This window comes from Actinoplanes sp. NPDC004185, from assembly GCF_053603475.1.
The window spans coordinates 1-15,747 of record NZ_JBSGFR010000070.1; the positions used below are offsets into that span (position 1 = coordinate 1).

General features: G+C 67.9%; 14 protein-coding genes and 1 pseudogene. 6 read left to right on the top strand and 9 right to left on the bottom strand.

Going from position 1 to position 15,747, the window contains the following annotated elements; genetic code table 11:
• Positions 1 to 1,619: non-reducing end alpha-L-arabinofuranosidase family hydrolase (locus ACWEOZ_RS40735; protein WP_451916031.1), on the bottom strand; the 1,619-nt coding region annotated here is incomplete at its 3' end.
• 862 nt (positions 1,620 to 2,481) lie between these two features.
• Here ACWEOZ_RS40735 and ACWEOZ_RS40740 point away from each other — a divergent pair.
• Complete coding sequence (locus ACWEOZ_RS40740) at positions 2,482 to 2,961, top strand: DUF7144 family membrane protein (protein WP_451916032.1); 480 nt, start codon at positions 2,482 to 2,484, stop codon at positions 2,959 to 2,961.
• A gap of 213 nt (positions 2,962 to 3,174) precedes the next feature.
• Here ACWEOZ_RS40740 and ACWEOZ_RS40745 read toward each other — a convergent pair whose 3' ends face one another.
• From ACWEOZ_RS40745 to ACWEOZ_RS40755, 3 genes are read right to left on the bottom strand one after another with little or no spacing between them, the layout of a single operon-like run.
• Positions 3,175 to 3,717: a carboxymuconolactone decarboxylase family protein gene (locus ACWEOZ_RS40745; RefSeq protein WP_451916033.1), complete on the bottom strand. Its 543-nt coding sequence runs from the start codon at positions 3,715 to 3,717 to the stop codon at positions 3,175 to 3,177.
• 50 nt (positions 3,718 to 3,767) lie between these two features.
• Positions 3,768 to 4,985, bottom strand: coding sequence for a putative PEP-binding protein (locus ACWEOZ_RS40750; RefSeq protein WP_451916034.1), 1,218 nt, complete (start codon positions 4,983 to 4,985; stop codon positions 3,768 to 3,770).
• The gene (locus ACWEOZ_RS40755; RefSeq protein ID WP_451916035.1) at positions 4,982 to 6,820 is read right to left on the bottom strand and encodes an FAD/NAD(P)-binding protein; all 1,839 of its coding nucleotides are present in this window, start codon (positions 6,818 to 6,820) and stop codon (positions 4,982 to 4,984) included. Before ACWEOZ_RS40755 ends, ACWEOZ_RS40750 begins: the two co-directional genes overlap by 4 nt.
• 236 nt (positions 6,821 to 7,056) lie before the next feature.
• Here ACWEOZ_RS40755 and ACWEOZ_RS40760 point away from each other — a divergent pair, with 236 nt between their 5' ends.
• On the top strand, positions 7,057 to 7,464 hold the full coding sequence (locus tag ACWEOZ_RS40760; RefSeq protein ID WP_451916036.1) for an OsmC family protein: 408 nt from the start codon (positions 7,057 to 7,059) through the stop codon (positions 7,462 to 7,464).
• Between the two features lie 166 nt (positions 7,465 to 7,630).
• Here the strand turns inward: ACWEOZ_RS40760 and ACWEOZ_RS40765 are convergent, their stop codons facing one another.
• Genes ACWEOZ_RS40765 through ACWEOZ_RS40775 form a run of 3 tightly spaced genes read right to left on the bottom strand, consistent with a single transcriptional unit; the run spans position 7,631 to position 10,506 of the window.
• Complete coding sequence (locus ACWEOZ_RS40765; protein WP_451916037.1) at positions 7,631 to 8,560, bottom strand: hypothetical protein; 930 nt, start codon at positions 8,558 to 8,560, stop codon at positions 7,631 to 7,633.
• 54 nt (positions 8,561 to 8,614) lie between these two features.
• On the bottom strand, positions 8,615 to 9,187 hold the full coding sequence (locus ACWEOZ_RS40770) for a TetR/AcrR family transcriptional regulator (protein ID WP_451916038.1): 573 nt from the start codon (positions 9,185 to 9,187) through the stop codon (positions 8,615 to 8,617).
• On the bottom strand, positions 9,184 to 10,506 hold the full coding sequence (locus ACWEOZ_RS40775) for an FAD-dependent monooxygenase (RefSeq protein ID WP_451916039.1): 1,323 nt from the start codon (positions 10,504 to 10,506) through the stop codon (positions 9,184 to 9,186). Before ACWEOZ_RS40775 ends, ACWEOZ_RS40770 begins: the two co-directional genes overlap by 4 nt.
• Before the next feature lie 189 nt (positions 10,507 to 10,695).
• Here ACWEOZ_RS40775 and rfbB point away from each other — a divergent pair, with 189 nt between their 5' ends.
• The 3 genes from rfbB (at position 10,696) to ACWEOZ_RS40790 (ending at position 12,895) form a co-directional block, all read left to right on the top strand.
• Complete coding sequence (rfbB, locus tag ACWEOZ_RS40780) at positions 10,696 to 11,682, top strand: dTDP-glucose 4,6-dehydratase (RefSeq protein WP_451916040.1); 987 nt, start codon at positions 10,696 to 10,698, stop codon at positions 11,680 to 11,682.
• Between the two features lie 101 nt (positions 11,683 to 11,783).
• Positions 11,784 to 12,350: a hypothetical protein gene (locus ACWEOZ_RS40785; RefSeq protein WP_451916041.1), complete on the top strand. Its 567-nt coding sequence runs from the start codon at positions 11,784 to 11,786 to the stop codon at positions 12,348 to 12,350.
• Positions 12,347 to 12,895 carry a copper resistance CopC family protein gene (locus ACWEOZ_RS40790; RefSeq protein WP_451916042.1) on the top strand — a complete coding sequence of 183 codons (549 nt, stop codon included), beginning with the start codon at positions 12,347 to 12,349 and terminating at the stop codon, positions 12,893 to 12,895. Before ACWEOZ_RS40785 ends, ACWEOZ_RS40790 begins: the two co-directional genes overlap by 4 nt.
• 27 nt (positions 12,896 to 12,922) lie before the next feature.
• On the opposite strand, the pseudogene ku reads toward ACWEOZ_RS40790, so the two are convergent.
• A pseudogene (gene ku, locus ACWEOZ_RS40795) lies at positions 12,923 to 13,696 on the bottom strand (non-homologous end joining protein Ku); the annotation flags it as partial.
• A gap of 180 nt (positions 13,697 to 13,876) precedes the next feature.
• Here ku and ACWEOZ_RS40800 point away from each other — a divergent pair.
• Positions 13,877 to 14,566, top strand: a complete 690-nt coding sequence (locus ACWEOZ_RS40800) for an O-methyltransferase (RefSeq protein WP_451916043.1) — start codon at positions 13,877 to 13,879, stop codon at positions 14,564 to 14,566.
• Positions 14,567 to 14,588: 22 nt separating this feature from the next.
• Here the strand turns inward: ACWEOZ_RS40800 and ACWEOZ_RS40805 are convergent, their stop codons facing one another.
• The gene (locus ACWEOZ_RS40805) at positions 14,589 to 15,635 is read right to left on the bottom strand and encodes an RNA polymerase subunit sigma-70 (protein ID WP_451916044.1); all 1,047 of its coding nucleotides are present in this window, start codon (positions 15,633 to 15,635) and stop codon (positions 14,589 to 14,591) included.
• Positions 15,636 to 15,747 lie beyond the last annotated feature (112 nt).

The window sequence follows — 15,747 nt, forward strand, 5'->3', positions numbered from 1 at the left end:
ACGACGTTGGTGAAGTCCTTCAGCGACGTCCAGCCGTTCTTGGGACTGGCCAGCGCGCCGGTCGACGACCAGCGGTAGCTCGACGGCAGCGTGCAGGTGCTGGTCGGGGTCGGCGTCGGCGAGTCGGTCGGGGTCACAGTCGGGGTCGGGGTGGTGCCACCGCCGAGGGAGACGAGCTGGAACGTCTGGTTGGCCTGGCCGTTGCAGTCGTAGATCTGCACCTGCTGGCCATTGCCGGTGCCCCAGACGTCGAGGCAGCGTCCGGACTGCACGCCGGTGATGGTGCCGTTGCTGTTGACGTTCCACTGCTGGTTGCCCTGTCCGTGGCAGCTGTAGATCTGCACGGCCGAGCCGTTGCCGGAGCCGGCGGCGTCCAGGCACATGGTGCCGTAAACCCGCAGTTGCTTGTCGGAGGTGTACGTCCACAGCTGGTTGGTCTGGCGGTTGCAGTCGTACAGGGCGACGCGGGTGCCGTTGCTCTGTGAGGCGTTCGGCACGTCGATACACCGGCCCGACTGCGTACCCCTGATCTCATTGGCGCCGCCCGGCGGGTTGGGAGTGGGACTGCCGGGCGTGGAGGCAGTGGGTGTGGGGCCGGACGGCGTCGGGGTAGCCGCGTTCAGGGCGTTCAGGACCGAGGTATACGCGGCCTTCTTGTTGCCGTTACCGTCGAACAGCAACGGGTTCTCGTTCGAACGCCACGAGTCACTGTCACGCACACCCCACACCGTGATACCCACACACCGCGGCACGTTCAGACACGCCTGCGTCAAACCCTGATACTGCGACGTCGACGAGTTCGTCACGTCCACCTCGGTCAACGCCACATCCACGTCCAACGCCGCGAAACTCGACAACGTCTGCTGGAAATTACCCGGCAAGGAACTACCACCGGTGAAATGCGTCTGCAGACCCACACAGTCGATCGGCACACCCCGGGACTTGAAATCCCGGATCATGTTGTACACACCCTGCGTCTTACCGTACGACCAGTTCTCGATGTTGTAGTCGTTGTAACACAGCTTCACACCCGGATCAGCCGCCCGCGCTGCCCGGAACGCCGCCTCGATCCAGTCGTTACCGGTCTGCTGCAGGTTCGAGTTACGCCGGCTGCCGTTCTCCTCGAACGCCTCGTTCACCACATCCCAGTACGCCAGCTTGCCTTTGTAGTGCGCCATCACGCCGTTGATGTGATCGATCATCGCCTGCCGCAGACCGCTACCGCTGAGGCTGCCCCAGAAACCCGGCTGCTGGGCGTGCCAGGCCAGGGTGTGGCCGCGGACCTTCAGGCCACGCTGGGTCGCCCAGTTGTAGATCTGGTCGCCGGCGCTGAAGTTGAACTGGCCCCGGTTGGGCTCGGTCGCGTCCGGCTTCATCTCGTTCTCAGCCGTGATCATGTTGAACTCACGCGCCGCGATCGTCGCATACGTCGAGTTACTGAGTCGGCTCGCCGCGATCGCCGTACCGAAATAGCGGCCCGACTGCGCCGCCGCCGCACCCAAGGTGCTCTCCGCGGCATTCGCGTCCGGCATGAGAACCGTCATGCCGGCTGCCACCAGCAGACCCGTTGCGGACGCCAGCATCACCCGATACCGGCTGGATCTCTTCAAGCGTTCCATGACTCTCCCTTGCGACCTCATGCTCAGCGGGGCCATCTGCTGCACAGGCTCGATTTGTGTGTGCCGGTTGCCGCTGTCGGCTCAAGGGATGACCACCGTCCGGAAGCTTCCGCGAGGGTGGACGAGCCACGGAAGCTTCGAGAGTGACCGGTAACAATCCCGAAAGTTCCGAAACAATGTGGCAACTTTCGGCGAACGCTACTCGATGCATTGCAACGGGTCAATGCCCCATCGGATGTGCAAGATTGGCGCCCGGTCGGGTTCCTTGCTGGTAATCTCGGAGCGGGCTGGCGAACAGACCATTGACCCGTGACGATGGACCGATCGGACCCACAATGACCGATGTTGCGGCTTGCGAAACGGTGTCAACCGAAACTACCGGCGGTATCTGAAACTTCCGGAGGCTGGACCTGGTCGCTCTGCTGGATCGGTGCATCAAAGCTAGAGACTGCGGCAGGACCGGCGAACCTGCCCCGGCGACGGTGGGCAGCCGTACGTGAAGGTCGCACCGATGCCGGCCGGCCCTGCCCAGTGACCGTGCGGCCGTGGCTGGGGACCACCTCGAGCAGCAGCGCAAGCCCCAGGCCGAACTGCCGTGCCCTGGCGCCCTCTCCGCGGTGAAACCGGTCGAAGATCGAGTTTGCCGGGTACTGGGATCGGGACGTCCGGGGCTGCAAGGGTCACCTCCTGACCGCGCTCCGCTGCCCGGTCGAGCTCGGCGGCGAACCGCGGCGGTGGCGAGAGCGAACCGTCTTCGGGGTGCACCCCCCGGTGCCACCGTCATCCGTGCCGGATGATCCGCCCGGCCCCGGAGGCTGCTGGGATGGCCTCAACTGAGCCATAACGCATGGGAGGAACCGCGATGGCCGACGTCGACAAGGCCTGGGCCGATTGGATCTCCTTCGCCGGCACGCTGCTCGGTCTGGTCGGCATGCTGAACGTCGCGCGGGGTGTCGTGGCGTTGATCTCGGACAGAGAAGTGGTGGAGTTCGCCGGCAACGTCGTCGTCGACACCGTGACCGCCTGGGGATGGACAGTTCTGCTGTCTGGCGTGCTGTTGATCGCCGTCGGTGCCGGCGTGTTCGCCCGGCGAAGGTGGGCGCGGATTGCGGCGATCGTGCTGATCCTCCTGCATGCCACCGCACAGGTCGCCTGGCTCGACGCGTATACGATATGGGCGTCTCTGATGATCGGCCTGGACACGGTGATGCTGTTCGCGTTGACGGCCCGGTGGTCGCAGGACCGCGACGACCTGCCCGGCCTGCGCGATGCTGCCGGCGGCACGCCGCGCAGCGCCGGGAGTCTGGTCGAGGAGACGGACCTGCAGCCCAGGGTGAGGTGATTCCAGGCGCCGTACGCAGCGCGCATACCGACGCCACCCTTACCGGTGGCGGGCCTTCGCCACCGCCACAGGAATCATGCTCGCTCTGGCGCACTTCCTCGGAGGACGTCACTGGGATGTGCTGACGCCATACGACAATGACGATGGCGCCGTGCGAGTCATGGGCGCTGCGGTGTTTCGATCGACCCGGTCGGCGCAAGTGTGCTTGTACTGTCAGCTGCCGTAGCCGTGCGCCACGATCCGCGCGGCCGATGGAAGATAGTCCTCCGGCCGTTGCGGCGCGAAGGTGCCCAGTCCGTCGACGTAGCGGTTGAACATGCAGAACGCCGCGGCGATCAGCACGGTGTCGTGGATCTCGACGTCGGTGGCGCCTTCCGTGCGAGCGGCGTCGACCAGCTCGGGGGTCACCGCCCGGCCGCTCTGCTGGACGGCGCCGGCGATCCGCAGGAGAGCTTTCAACTTCGGCGACACCGGCGCCGAGTTCAGGTCCGCGTGCACCTTGTCGACCAGCGACATGCCGGAGTCGAGCTGAACGCTGGCCAGCGCCGAATGCGACGAGCAGCAGAAGGTGCAGTTGTTGAGACCGGACACGTAGGCCGCGATCAGCTCACGTTCGCCCGGCGATATGGAGTGCGGCGCTCGGAGGAGTGTCTCGGCGAGCATGTTGAGTGGCTGCGCGGTTTCCGGACGGAACTGCATCGGACCGGTGATGCCGGGGAACTCGTGTTCGTCTACGCCGAGATCGATGTGAGCCATGCCGTAGCTTGGCACGCCTCGCCCGATGCAAGTTCTTCGAACGTGCGCAGTTAACTGCGTCTGCCGACAATGCGCTGGAGTTCCGAGACGCACATCATGTATCCGGTCGGCGCGGGCAGCCGATCGGCGTAGTAGGAGAGGTCGGCGCCCAGTGCGAACACCCGAGCCGGGGTGCCGGCGTCACGAGCGTCCTCGATGACCCGTCGCAGCCCGTCGAGGACAGCGGGGTGGCGCGTACGGTAGGCATCGGCGACCAGGTGGTTGCTGCGGTCGGCGGCAAGGTAGAACTGCACCAGGTCCTTGGTGCCGACGAACAGCTCGCCTGCGCCGGCGGCGCAGATGGCCGACGTGGCGTGGACCGCGGCCGGCGTTTCGATGAACGCCGACAGTGGCGTCTCAGGCGACAAACCGAGGTGGGGCCGCAGCTTCGCGAACTCCTCGGCGTCGGTGAGGAACGGCGCCGAAAGGTGAACCCGGTCGGCCAGGGCGCCGAGCCGTACGCGCAAGGTGTCCAGCATGACGTGCAGTGCCTCGGGATAGGCAGCCGATCGCAGCAGCCATCGGGTGCCGTGCAAGCCCATGTCGGGGTTGGGTTCACGCGGCACGACGGCTTCGTCGGTGATGTGGAACGCGTCGTTCGAGCGCAGGTCGAGCATGCGCAGGACAAGCCGCTGACCTGGCAGAAGCGCTTCGACGCACGTCTGCAGCTGCGCGGCGATCGCACGTCCGTATGCGTGCACAGCGGCTCCGCCGCGCAGGGCGTCGATGGGACTGAGGGCACCGGCGAAGCACAGGAACTCCTCACGGACGAAGAAGGACTCGACCGGTACCGAATGTGAGCCGCTTGCGTTGAGGCTTCGGATGTCCTGAAGGTCGGCGATCACCGCGCAGGCAGATCCCAGAACGTCCGGCGGGGGACCGGTGAGGCCGGTGGCGGCCCCGGAGGCGGATCCGGCGGCGCCGACGATGATCGACTCCTGCTCCACGTCGAGAGTCACCACGCCGACGAGTTCATCGAGGTCGACCGGATTCACGCGCAGGACGGGGATGCCCTTGGCGCGGCAGACGGACTGCATGTGGCCGGTGTGCCCGCCGGCGCTGCAGACGACCGCGCGAGCGGCGGTGACCGCGTCGTACAGCCCCGGATGCAGCGACTGCACGACGAGGATGGAACCTTTCACCGGTCGTTCGGTGCGGTTGCACGGCCCGGCCACCACGGATTCGGTCCCGTGGATGAGCAGGACGCCTCGGATCCGTTGACCAATCACGGGGATTCCGCCTTCTCATCGGTGGAGATGCCCAGCAGTCGACGCAGCTGCCGCGGGGTCACGGAGACATCCGTGAGCTTCCGAACCGCCGCCTGGGTGATCGCGGTGCGCATGATCTCGCCGGTTCCGTCGATGGTGGCGGCACGGAAGCGGTGATGTGAGCTCAAGTGGTGCGCAAGCTGAGCGTCGAGGTGCGCGCGCCTGCTGCGGGATCGCGCGGCGAGCCGTTTGACCTCCAGGGCGATGGCTCGCTCGAATCCGTCACGGCTCGCCTCGTCCACGGTGAAGGTGCGGTGCGGTGCGCGTGTGTCGTCACGGTGCCGTTCCAGCCGCTCGACGACGTGTGCGGCTACCACGATGGAATGGTTCTTGATCGCGGCGAGGTTGAATGCGAACGCGCCGGTGCGGCCGTTGCGGACGATCTCGTCACCCTCGCGCATCACGCCGATGGCCGACAGCATCTCGGTCGGCTCACCGCCGGGCCGCAGCGGCGTACCCCAATCGTTGATCTCGATACCACGGCCGGTGCGCTGATGTGCGGTGACGAGGTTGTTCGCCAACAGGCTCACCCACAGCGGCGAATCCACGTCGGTGTAGTTGAACTCGCGGCCGAAGTTGCACACCACAAGATCAGCATGAATGGCGCGGGCGTCGGTCCGGTTCGTCACGGTGACGTGCAGCCGTCCGCGCTCAGCCGGTGAGATGTGCTCGATCGCGCCGACGACGAGCTCGACCGGGCTGTCATCGGACGACATGGCCTCCTCGACGACGGACGTCGTGTAGGACACCGCGCCGACCCGCAGTGAGGCGATCTGCGTGCTGTAATCCTGCAGGAGCCGACGCAGTTCGTCGGTGGGAATCTGTTCGATGACTCGCGGCAGGTACGGCTCCCACGCCTTGGCCACTCGTTCCGTGACGATCCGCTGGTCGATCTCAGGATGGTCCTCGGTCACGGCAGCGCAGGCGGCCTCCCACGCGGCCGTGACGCGGGTCAGGAAGTCCGTCCGATTCCGGTACGGCTCGAACAGCGATGCCGGAGCGGGTAGTTGGATCACGCCGTGCTCATGGTCGTCCGGGTACGCCCGCGGTGTCGTTCCTGACTTCGAGACAAGACGAATCGGTCCCGTATGGCCCTGGCGGAGCAGCAGAGCCACCGAGTCGTACGCACTGAGCACCGATCCCACAATGACGACGCTCGCGTCGGCTGGTGCAGCCGTGAGTCGCTGGACGCCGTCGGTCGAATACGGGTTGCGGATGAACGCGTGGTGTTCGAGCACGTCGGTGGCGAACGCCGGCTGTTTGAGTTCCATGCCGGTCGCGAGGATCACATGGTCGGCGGTCAACGCCTCGGTCGCCGCAGCGTCGTCATCAGAGCGCTGCCGGACCGACACCTCCACATGGTCAGTGCGCATCGCCAGGTTGACCGCGTCGCCTTCGACCTCCACGAGCTCGACCCCGGGATACGCCTCCGCGCGCGCCTCGGCGACGCGATCGCTCAGGTAGTCCTGGTAGATCCGCCGTGGCGCCGGTCCGTGCTCGACAAAGGTGAAATCCGTCCACGGAGCTGTCCAGCCACTGCGGTCGGCCTCGTGATTGGCCCACCGCAAGAAGTCGTTGACGTCCTCGCGGAACACCGACATCCGGCCGGCTTGAATGTTGAAAACGTGGTCCCAGGGGTTGCCGTCACGGTGGTACGCCACACCCGCATACCGGTAGTCGCGGCGCCGCTCAAGCAAGACGATCTCCAGCGGCCTGCGGGCGAACTGCAGAAGCCGGATGGCTGTTGCCGTACCGGCCAGACCGGCACCGATGATGATGACCCGAGGATGACGCAAACCTGCCTCCGTGTGGAGTAACGGCAGGATGCAATGACCGTCGTGTGTGGATCATTGACATCCTCCTGAGCGGCGCGATCCATCATCCTAGCGATTCGTTGATATTGGCGGCCGTCATGCAGCGGCGCCACCTCGTGCATGCTGAGACCGTACGGTCGAAGACGGCTACAGTCGTTGTACCGGGCGGGAATCACCTGCAACGGTGAGATTGAAAAGGCGGGAGAGTGGCACCAGCCATGGAGCAGATGACGGTGGCTCTGGATCAGAGCGGTCGTACGGCTACCACCGCCAATATTCGCGATCATGCGATCGTGATGGACCGTCCCTCATCAAGCGGTGGATCGAATACTGGTCCGATGGGCGGGGAGACGCTGCTCGCCTCGGTCGGCGGCTGCTTCATGAGCACGCTGTACGCCGCAGCCGAGGCTCGGTCCATCTCGGTCGAGGGTGCGACCTGCCGCGTCACCGGCGAATTCGCCCTTAACCCGCGGCGGTTTTCCGCAATTCGCATCGAAGTGGCCTGCGCCTCGTGCTCGCCGGCAGATCTTGGACACCTCGTCGACGTCGCCGAACGCGGCTGCCTGGTGGCGGCGACTCTCAGGCAGGGCATGTCCGTGACCGCGTCGGTCACCGCCGTGGACTGATGAAGAGGTGCGCACAACGACAAACCACGCGGTGCACGTCCTGCCCACCCGGAAAGAAGCTATTTGGTTCCCCGCGGCAAGCGCTGTTGTCGTTCACTCAGTTGCGCGATCGCCTTTGCGGCGCGGAGCTTGTGGTAGCTCCGCGCCACGCTGTCGGCCGTCCCGTTCAGTTGTTGTACGGCATGGTCGGGAACCAGCCGTGGCCGAACATCGCCGGCAGGCGCACGTCCCAGTAGACGACCGTGAAAATCCCCAGTCCGACCAACAGTGCGCCGGTCACCGCCGCGGTACGCGTCGGACGGCTCGCCAGCCAGTAGACGAAACGACCCTTGCTCAGCAGCACGATGAGGGCGAACAGCACCGACACCACAACGATGTTGCCCAGGGACTGGAGCACGAAGGCGCCCGCGCCATAGAGCGGGTTGCCGGTCTCGACAGCCCAGTGGAACAGCTTGTTGAACAGCGGATACGGCCGACCGATCAGGAAGCCGCCGACGAGGGCGCCGAGCAGGACCACCCGTGCCGCGGGCCGTTGGGCGAACGGGTCCCGGATCAACCCGAGCGCCGCCAGGCCCAGCCAGACGAAGGCCAGACCGATCAGGCCGAACACCACCATCGACTGCACGAGCCGGACAGGCATGCCGGCTGTCACGCTGGTCGACAGCTGAGGCAGCCGGTCTCCGAGCAACACACCGATGAAGCCGTACAGGAAGGACACGGCCACCATTCCCGCCGCCAGCAGAGCGACCGGGCGAAGCAGCCCTCGCAATCCGTCCCGGGTTCTGCCGCTGGCGCCCGCCTGGCTCATCGGGCCGACCGAGGCGGCCATGGCGATGTTGCATGCGGTGAACGTGCCCGCCAGCCCGGAGACGAACGCGAAGACCAGGCCGGCCACGACGCCGGAGATCGCGGTGCCCTTGGCGTCGTGGCCCAGCAGGGTGTTTGCGACGTTGTCACCGATCACATGGTCGACGAACTCGTACGACCACAGCACCGCCAGGAGCACGCCGGCCGCAGCGGCGCCCAGCACGATCCCGGCCCGACGGCGAGGCCGGTCGGCCTCGACGAGAGTAAATTCTTGCTGCCTGATAGCCATGCCCCGATCCTCGGGACTCGGTGTCACAGCCGTCGTCTCCCAGCGTGCGTTTGTTCATGGGCCGTCCGGGTCCGGGAACGCCTTCTTCAGATCCAGCCCGCCGATCAGTTCGGTCATCCACGGCTCGTGTGCGACCGCGTCCGGCCCGACGATGCGCATCGCGCCCAGGACGGTGAGCAGCATGCCCACCGCCAGGAACCCGCATGCCTCGTCCTGGTCGGCGCCGGTCAGCTCGCGGACCGTGCGGTAGATCCGGCCGAAGCAGGCGCGCACGGTGGGCCCGAGGGCCGGATCGGCACCGGCGGCGAAGGCGTGCAGCAGGACCGTGATGAATGCCCGCTCGGCCAGCAGGTCGTCGTAGGCGGCACCCAGGCTCTGCAGGTCGGCCTGTTCAGCGGCGGCGTCGCGGAAACGCTGCTCGACACGGTCGGTGGCGTGGGTGGCAGCGGCCAGGAACAGCGCCTGTTTCGTGCCGAAGAGCCGGATGACGTAGGGCTGCGAGACGCCGGCGAGGCGGGCCACCTGATCGGTGGTGGTGCCGGCGTAGCCGCCACGGGCGAAGGCGGTGACCGCGGCGGTCACCAACTGCTCGTGGCGCTGCTGCGCGCTGAGACGGGTTCGGCTCAACCGCTGTTCCTCCGTGCCCGCAGGACTCGCCGCATGATCGCGGGGCGCAGCAGCCGCGCGGGTGGATCGACGAGGTTCAGCACGCGAAGGAATGCGGCGCCCAGCACGGCGTCGTTGCGGGCGGCCGCATGCAGCCGGTGTACGTATGCATTGATCAGCCGAACCCGCGGTGAGCGTGGCCCGGGCACCTGCGGGAAGCGCAGGTCGGTACCGACCGCGATGGACCACGGGCCGTCGATCAGCTTGCCCGCACCGCGGAAGAATCGCCGTGCCAGCTGATCCGGGCCGCCGCGCAGCACCGAGCGTAGCAGCAGCCCTTCGGTGGCGGCGATGGTCATGCCCTGGCCGTACAGAGGATTGAAGCTGCACAGGGCATCGCCGACCACGAGGTAGCCGAGCGGGAAACGGCGCAGCTGCTCGTAGCGCCGGCGCACGCTGGCCGGATAGCGCATCCGTGCCGGGCTGCCCAGCGGGACGGCCTCACGCACCAACCGGCTGATCACCTCTACCCCCAGCGACTCGGCGAAGCGTGTGAAGCCCTCATGGTCCATCGGCGGCTGCTCGCCGAGCATCCCGCTGAGCGCCACCGCGAAGCGGCCGTCCTCCTGCGCGGCGACGATCCCGGTGCGGGGCCGACCCGGTACGGCATTGGTCAGGGCGCCGAGCAGGCCGTCGAGGTGACCGGGTTGCCGTTCGTAGGTGCGGGTGACGTAGGTCAGGTCGACCGGAACCTGCTGTTCCGGCGGTGCCCGGTAGCCGAGTCCGGTCAGCCACGCCGGACTGCGTGAGGCTCGGCCACAGGCGTCGATGACCAGGTCGGCGTCCATGCGGTACACGGCGCCCGTGCGCGGCGTCACGAGCACGCCGGTGATCCGGCCGTGGTCCTCGGTGCTCAGTAGCGCGGTCGCCTCGGCGGGCGGGCAGAACCGCACGTTGGCCAGTTTCTGTACCCGGGCGCGTATCGTGCGTTCCAGCAGGGGCCGGCTGACGCCGATGCCGATCAGGTCCGACGCGGCTCGACGCATCGGGTATCCGTCGTTGCACCAGTGCACCTGACCGTGCAGGTCGACCTGCGGCGCACCCGCGGCGCTGAGCTCGTCGCTGAGGCCGTCGAAGAGTTCGTCGAGTGCGCGCCGCCCCGCTGCCAGCAGAACGTGCAGTTGCCGTGACTGCGGCACCCCACGCCGCGGCGCTGCGGCGTTAGGCAGAACGTCGCGGTCGATGATCGTGACACTGTCGTACGCGTCGCTGAGCACCCGGGCGGCTATCAGCCCGGCCATGCTCGCGCCGAGGACCACGGCGTTGCCTGCGGAGACCATGGTCGTGACGCTAGGCGTCGGCGGTCTTTCTGTCGTCTCGCGGCGTGCGCACTTTGCGCGCCGGGTCGGCCACGGAGGCCGGGCGCCGGATCGGTGAACAGCGCACACAGTGAAATGGCCGGTGGGGTCGACGTCCATACGCTTGTCACCGGCTGGGATCTAGCCCCGGCCGGGGAGGCGAGCAGCATCATGCGAGTTCTCGTGACCGGCGGCGCCGGCTTCATCGGGTCGCACTACACCCGCCGGTTGCTGGCCGGTGATTCCCGGGCTGCGGCCCCGTCGCAGGTCGTTGTCCTGGACAAGCTGACGTACGCCGGCAACGCCCGAAATCTCGATCCGGTCCGGTTCGACCCACGGTTGCGGGTGGTTGTCGGCGACATCTGCGACCCCGATGCGGTGCAGGAGGCGGTGCGCGGTGTCGATGTGGTGGTGCATTTCGCCGCGGAGTCGCACGTGGATCGTTCCATCACCGGCTCCGGCGACTTCGTGCGGACCAACGTCGTGGGCACCCACACCGTGCTGCACGCGGCGCTGGGGGCTGCTGTCACCAAGTTCGTCCACGTGTCCACCGACGAGGTCTACGGCAGCATCGAGGTCGGATCGTGGCCGGAGGCGCACCCGCTCGCGCCGACCTCGCCGTACGCGGCCTCCAAGGCGGCGTCGGATCTGCTGGCGCTGGCCTTTCACCGTACGTACGGGTTGCCGGTGTGTGTCACCCGCGGCTCCAACACCTACGGCCCCTACCAGTATCCCGAGAAGGTCATTCCGCTGTTCGTCACCAATCTGCTGCGCGGGCGCAAGGTGCCGTTGTACGGCGACGGCGGGAACCGGCGGGACTGGCTGCACGTCGACGACCACTGCGCGGGTGTACAGCTCGTGGCCCAGCACGGGACCCCCGGTGAGGTCTACAACATCGGCGGCGGTACGGAGCTCAGCAACCGCGACCTGACCACCCGGCTGCTGAAGGCGACAGGCGCGGACTGGTCGAGCGTGCAGCCGGTCGCCGACCGCATGGGCCACGATCGCCGGTACTCGGTCGACACCACGAAGATCCGTTCCGAACTCGGGTACGCACCGGCGATCCCGTTCCCGCGCGGGCTGGCGGAGACCGTCGACTGGTACCGGCAGAACCGGCAATGGTGGTCGCCCGCATCGGACGCCCTCAGCCGCGCCTGACCCGCCGCGTCCCGGCGGGCAGGGCGCACGCACGGAGACGACCGTCCGGGCCGGCGACCGGCACGCTGGGGCGACGCGTTCACCGACATCCGGGAGGCACAGTGTCCCACCCCGTACGTTCTGCGCCGGGCACCCGAACCGGCCGCCCGTGGGGGCTCAACGGCAGCCACCACCGGGCCGCCCTCGGCGTGTTCATGGTCATCGTCCTGGCGCACTGGGCCGAACACCTGACCCAGGCCTACCAGATCTGGGCGCTGGGCTGGAAACCGCCGCAGGCGCGCGGCGTGCTCGGGATGCCGTTCCCGTGGCTCATCAGCTCGGAATGGCTGCACTACGGCTATGCCGCGGTGATGTTGTTCTTCCTGTTCCTGCTGCGCCCAGGGTTCGTCGGCCGCAGCCGCACGTGGTGGACAGTCGCTCTGGCCGTCCAGTTCTGGCACCACATCGAGCACCTGTTGCTGCTGATCCAGTCACAGAGCGGGCACTTCCTGGCCGGCCGAGCGGTGCCGACCAGCATCCTGCAGCTGGTGCTGCCCCGCGTCGAGCTGCACCTGTTCTACAACACGGTGGTGTTCCTGCCGATGGTCGTCGCCATGTACTTCCATCTGCGGCCGTCGCGGGCTGAGTCCCTCGACATGGCGTGCAGCTGCCGTCCGTTGCCGGCATGATCTCCGCGCTCCCCGTCCGGCGCCGCCTGCTTCTCGGCGGCGCCGGTGTCGCTCTGCTGCTGCTGGTGGCGTACGTGGTCTTCGGCGCGACTGCGCCGGCCCGTCTGCAGGCCGTCGAGCCCGCCGACGGTGCGGTGCTCACCGCCGCACCGGCACAGGTGGCGCTGCGGTTCACCGCCGCCCCGAACCCGCGGACGATGCACATCACCGTTGTCGGTCCCGGCGGAGCGGACGTCACCCGCGGTGCGCCGGTGGCGGACGACATCCTGATCAAAGTGCCGGTGGCGGCCGGGCATCCCGGCCGCTACCGGATCGGCTTCCACGTGGAGCTCGGCGACGGCACACCCGTGTCCGGCCTCGTGACTTTCACGGTCGGCGCCGGCACGCCGCCTGCCGCTGATCCGGACGCGGCCGAGGCCGCAGGTGCGGCGCACGGCGGACACCACATGGAACGCGACACGAGCACCCTGGTGCTCGTGTCGATCGACCTGGCGCTGATGGTCGGCGTGGTGTGGCTGCTGACGCGCCGCTCCCGGGTGCGCTGAAACGGCCACTCAGGCGGCATCGGTCCTACGGGCCCGCTGCGCCCGCTCGACGGACGCCTGCAGCGCCGCCATCAGGTCCACGCCCTTGGTGGCGGCGCCCGGCGCATCCGGCACGGTGACCTGCCGGCCCTGCAGCTTGGCCTCCAGCACCTCTTGCAGGGCCGCGCGGTACTCGTCGGTCAGCTTCGACGGGTCGAAGCTGCCGGTCATCGAGTCGATCAGGGACGCCGCCATGGCCAGTTCGGAGTCCTTGACCACCACCTCGTGATCGAGGAAGCCGAAATCCGGGGCGCGCAGCTCATCCGGCCACAGCATGGTGTGCATGACCAGCGTGTCACCCCGTACGCGCAGCGCCGCCAGCTGTTCACGCTGGCGCAGGGCCACCTTGACCACCGCGACCCGGTCGGTGTCGCGTAACGCGTCCCGCAGCAGGGCGTACGGCTTCATGGCCGTGGCATCCGGCTCGAGAAAGTACGTCCGGTTGTACAGAATCGGGTCCACCTCGGCGCCCGGCACGAACTCGAGCACCTCGATGACCCGTGAGCTCGACAGCGGCAACCCGGCCAGATCCTCGTCGGTCAGCACCACCATGTCGCCACCGTCGGCGTCGTAGCCCTTGGCGATGTCCAGCATGGCCACCTCGGTGTCACAGGTGGAGCAGATCCGCCGGTGACGCACCCGGCCGCCGTCGGCGCGGTGGACCTGATGGAACCGCACACTTTTCTCCTCGGTGGCCGCGTACAGGCGCACGGTGATCGAGACCAGTCCGAAGGAAATAGCGCCTTTCCAAATCGCACGCATGCGGGCTCCTCAGGGCGTTCATGGTGATGTCATTCCCACCATGGCATCGGCCGTCCGGGTGCCTCGTCCTCGTGCTTGCGCAGCTGGGCACGCTGTGAGGGGAGCCGGGACAATGCGGTGGCCAGACTGGAGGGCACACGGCGGGAACACCCGCTCGCGACGTCTCGGAGGGATTCGCGCATGTCCGGTGCAGGCCCGGTCGATGTCAAGCACCTGCCGGTAACTCCGGCCTTGGCGCGTTACCTCGCGTGCAGCAGTACAGAGCCGGACGCCGTCACGGCGAGCCTGATCGCCCGCACGGCGGCCACCGGCGACGCGGCGGGCATGATGGTGCAGGCGGAGCAGGCCACGCTGCTGACCATGCTGACCCGGCTCACCGCGGCGAGCAGCGTGGTGGACATCGGGACCTTCACCGGACTCTCCGCGCTGGCGTTCGCCCGGGGCCTCGCGCCCGGCGGGCGCGTGATCACCTGTGACAACGACGCCCGATGGCACCCCGTCGCCGCCGAGCATTGGCGGCGTGCCGGTGTGGCCGAGCGCATCGACTTCCGGCTGGGCCCGGCGGCGAAGACGCTGCGAGCGTTGCCACCCGCCTTCGGGGCCGACATCGTGTTCATCGATGCGGACAAGATGAACTATCCGAGCTACGTCGAGCTCGCCCTGCCACTGCTGCGACCAGGCGGTCTGCTGCTGCTGGACAATGTCCTGCTGGACGGCTACGTCGCGAGTCCCGACCTGGCCGGCGACCCGCTGATGCGCCGCTGCGCGCAGACGATGGCGGCGCTCAATGCACGGCTCGCCGACGACGAGCGGCTGGAGGTCGTCATGCTGCCGATCGCGGACGGCCTCACCCTCGCCCGTCGTCGTTGAGCAAGGGTGAGGCCGTCGCGTCCTACATCGTCATCGGCAGGTCGAAGGCCGGGAAGACCTCCGGCAGGAACGCCGTGATGTCCGTGATGAGCCCGTCCTCGACGCGGAACACGTTGAGCACCTGCGCCCGGAACTCCGTCTGACCCGGCTGGCGTACGTACGTCGCGACCGCCGGCTGCCTGTTGGCCCTGGTCGCGACCGCGCGCCACTCGCCGAAGTAGGCCGGCGACGCGGGGTCGAACTGGGCCACCAGGCCGGCCACGAACGCGTCGCGGCCGACGATCCAGAACGCGTCCGGCGGCATCGTGACCCGCACGTCGGTGCGCAGCAACTTGGCGAAACGGTCCGGGTCGGCCTTCTCCAGCGCCTCGATGCACTCCTGCAGCAGGTGCCGCTCGGCCTCGCTCGGGTCGACGCTCGGTCCCCAGTCCAGCCGGCGTGCCGGCATGCGCTCCTTGAGCGTCGCCCGCGCCCGCTGCAGGGCGCTGTTGGCCGAGGCCACGCTGATGTCCAACGCCGCGGCGGTGTCGTTGGCCGACCAGGCCAGCACATCACGCAGGATGAGCGCGGCCCGCTGCTGCGGCGGCAGGTGCTGGATCGCGATGAGAAAGGCCAGCTCGATGGTCTCCTTCGAGATGACCAGTGCGTCCGGCTCGGCGTCCGGGGGGGCCACCTGGTCGAGCAACCGGTCGGGGAACGGCTGCAGCCACGGCACCTCGGTCAGCCCCTGCGTGTCGGAAGCCGGTTCCATCGAGAACGCCGGCTGGCGGCGCGCGATCGGCGTGCGGGAGGCGCGACCGATGTGGTCGATGCAGGCGTTGGTCGCGATGCGATACAGCCAGGCCCGTACGCTCGAGCGGCCCTCGAAGCTCTCCCGCCCCCGCCACGCCCGCAGGTAAGTCTCCTGGACCAGATCCTCGGAGTCCTCGTAGGACCCCAGCATCCGGTAACAGTGGACCTGCAGCTCGCGACGATGGCCTTCGGCGATCCGGGAGAAAGTCGGTTCGTCGAGGGTCGCCACCGACGGGCCCGCGTCTCGACCGAACCTGGCGTCTTCGCCCTCTACCATAGATTCCTCTTTCGCACCAGAGAAGACGTCAAGCGGTTCGCAAACACTATAGACGTTGGCCGGGCCGGCGACGGTGCCTCGATCGGCCGCAATCGAGAAGGTGAATCACCGT

Excerpts from the sequence above, each read along its gene's own strand:
- ACWEOZ_RS40745 (WP_451916033.1), bottom strand. The coding sequence starts at position 3,717 with ATGGCTCACATCGATCTCGGCGTAGACGAACACGAGTTCCCCGGCATC.
- rfbB (WP_451916040.1), top strand. The coding sequence starts at position 10,696 with ATGCGAGTTCTCGTGACCGGCGGCGCCGGCTTCATCGGGTCGCACTAC.
- ACWEOZ_RS40740 (WP_451916032.1), top strand. The coding sequence starts at position 2,482 with ATGGCCGACGTCGACAAGGCCTGGGCCGATTGGATCTCCTTCGCCGGC.
- ACWEOZ_RS40800 (WP_451916043.1), top strand. The coding sequence starts at position 13,877 with ATGTCCGGTGCAGGCCCGGTCGATGTCAAGCACCTGCCGGTAACTCCG.
- ACWEOZ_RS40805 (WP_451916044.1), bottom strand. The coding sequence starts at position 15,635 with ATGGTAGAGGGCGAAGACGCCAGGTTCGGTCGAGACGCGGGCCCGTCG.
- ACWEOZ_RS40760 (WP_451916036.1), top strand. The coding sequence starts at position 7,057 with ATGGAGCAGATGACGGTGGCTCTGGATCAGAGCGGTCGTACGGCTACC.
- ACWEOZ_RS40765 (WP_451916037.1), bottom strand. The coding sequence starts at position 8,560 with ATGGCTATCAGGCAGCAAGAATTTACTCTCGTCGAGGCCGACCGGCCT.
- ACWEOZ_RS40790 (WP_451916042.1), top strand. The coding sequence starts at position 12,347 with ATGATCTCCGCGCTCCCCGTCCGGCGCCGCCTGCTTCTCGGCGGCGCC.
- ACWEOZ_RS40775 (WP_451916039.1), bottom strand. The coding sequence starts at position 10,506 with ATGGTCTCCGCAGGCAACGCCGTGGTCCTCGGCGCGAGCATGGCCGGG.